The sequence below is a fragment of the Aureimonas phyllosphaerae genome, from assembly GCF_900113065.1.
Classification (GTDB): domain Bacteria; phylum Pseudomonadota; class Alphaproteobacteria; order Rhizobiales; family Rhizobiaceae; genus Aureimonas; species Aureimonas phyllosphaerae.
Map to the genome: position 1 here is coordinate 1 of NZ_FOOA01000058.1, position 1609 is coordinate 1609.

1 protein-coding gene is annotated in these 1609 nt (G+C 61.2%); it reads right to left on the reverse strand.

Annotated elements, in window-relative coordinates; translation table 11 throughout:
• Positions 1-201: 201 nt before the first annotated feature.
• Entirely contained in the window at positions 202-1104 is a 903-nt protein-coding gene (locus tag BM175_RS22280) for a LysR substrate-binding domain-containing protein (RefSeq protein ID WP_090967006.1), read from the reverse strand.
• Positions 1105-1609 lie beyond the last annotated feature (505 nt).

A 1609-nucleotide genomic window follows, 5' to 3' on the forward strand; every position in this document is an offset into this window, starting at 1 on the left:
GCTGATGAAGGTGACATGCCGCATAGCGCGGAGCTGAAGAAAAGCGTCTGCTTTCGGAATGACACGAGGCAGTAGCAAACGACCGAGACGGGTCGCTTGCGGACCCTTGGCTTTCGGGCGTCCGCTTCCATGTCGCCGATCGGCTTGGTTGGGTGGAAAGCTGCCTGTCCGCTTCGGAGAGTTTAGGGACTGAAGCGGACCCTATTTTGAATGAGACGGTTCGGGGAAGCACGAAACGATCCAGTCGCGAAAGCGGCGGATCTTCGGCACGTTGTGACGCGCCTCGGGGTAGACGAGATAGTAGGCGCGATTGATCGGATAAAGATGCGCGAAAGGCTGGATCAGTGCGCCGCTCGCAACCTGGTCCTGATAGAAGAAGGGCGTCAGCATCGCGACGCCATGGCCGGCGGCCGCAGCGATCGCCTCAAGGTCTTGGCTGCGCAACTTGGAACGGTTCGTGACTCCCGCCTTATCCCGGCGCACGCCGACGCTCTCGAACCACAGATCCCACCATGGATAGCCTGGGTCGACAAGCGGGTAGTGTAGGAGATCAGCCGGCTCCCGAAGGGGATGTCCGATGCGTTCTATGAGTGCAGGACTCAGCATCGGCGAGAAGTCGCCGCGAACCAGCATATGGGTGCGCAGACCGGGCCAATCGCCATCGCCTGCACGCAACGCAGCGTCCACAGGCTCGCGGGTGAAGTCCACGAGGTCGCGCGAGCAGGCGAGCTGGACGGCTATGGATGGGTGCGCAACCTGAAACTCGCCCAGGTGACGCGCCAGCCATAGGCTAGCAAAAGTCGGGATCGAGCTGATCGACAGAACGCTTGCTGTCGCACCTCGCGCCTCTCCGTAGGCCGCCGCGATCCGATCGAAGGCGAGCGATGTCTCGCCCGCCAACATGTGCGCCGCCGGCGTGAGTTCGACCTGTCGGCCTGTACGTGTGAACAAGGAGGCCCCGATCCGCTCCTCAAGAACTTTGATCTGGTAGCTGACAGCCGCCTGGGTCATGCCGAGTTCGTCGGCTGCGCGGGTGAAGCTCAGATGGCGCGCAGCCGCCTCGAAGGCGCGCAAAGCCGTGAGCGGGGGAAGCGAACGGACCATGATGCATTAAATCTCCTTATGCACCATGCGCCACGTTCGATTGGATCGGCAAGGGCTGTGGCGGGAGAACGGGTGGACTTTCCCGCACGCGAGATGCTCGATGCCGATCTCATCCTCCGACGCTTTGGTATTTGACAATGAAACGACCGCTGCCTCACCTGTTCCGACGCGCATAGGGTGGTTGATGCGTCTCCAGCTTTGGTGGAGCCGACTTGGATGGGATGCGAACACCATCCCGGACACACTGCGGGCGGATGTCGAGTCAGGCTACTATCCATCCCGGCACGCAAGGGGACGAGCTGAGTGGGAGCGTCATCTGTAAGACTACCTTACTACTTTATCAGCTCGGATCGAACCAAGCTCACGTCTGCTTCCGGGGTGGTGAAGGACCGGTTGGTGACGACGTGGAAGGGTCGTTCCTCGTCGCGAAACGTTCGTCCCCGCTTATCTGGTCGCCGCAATCTCCCCAACGGCCATCCTGGCCGTAGGAGAACGATCATGGGAC

Bases quoted from the DNA above. Each gene is read 5' to 3' on its own strand.
- BM175_RS22280 (WP_090967006.1), bottom strand. From the start codon at position 1,104: ATGGTCCGTTCGCTTCCCCCGCTCACGGCTTTGCGCGCCTTCGAGGCG.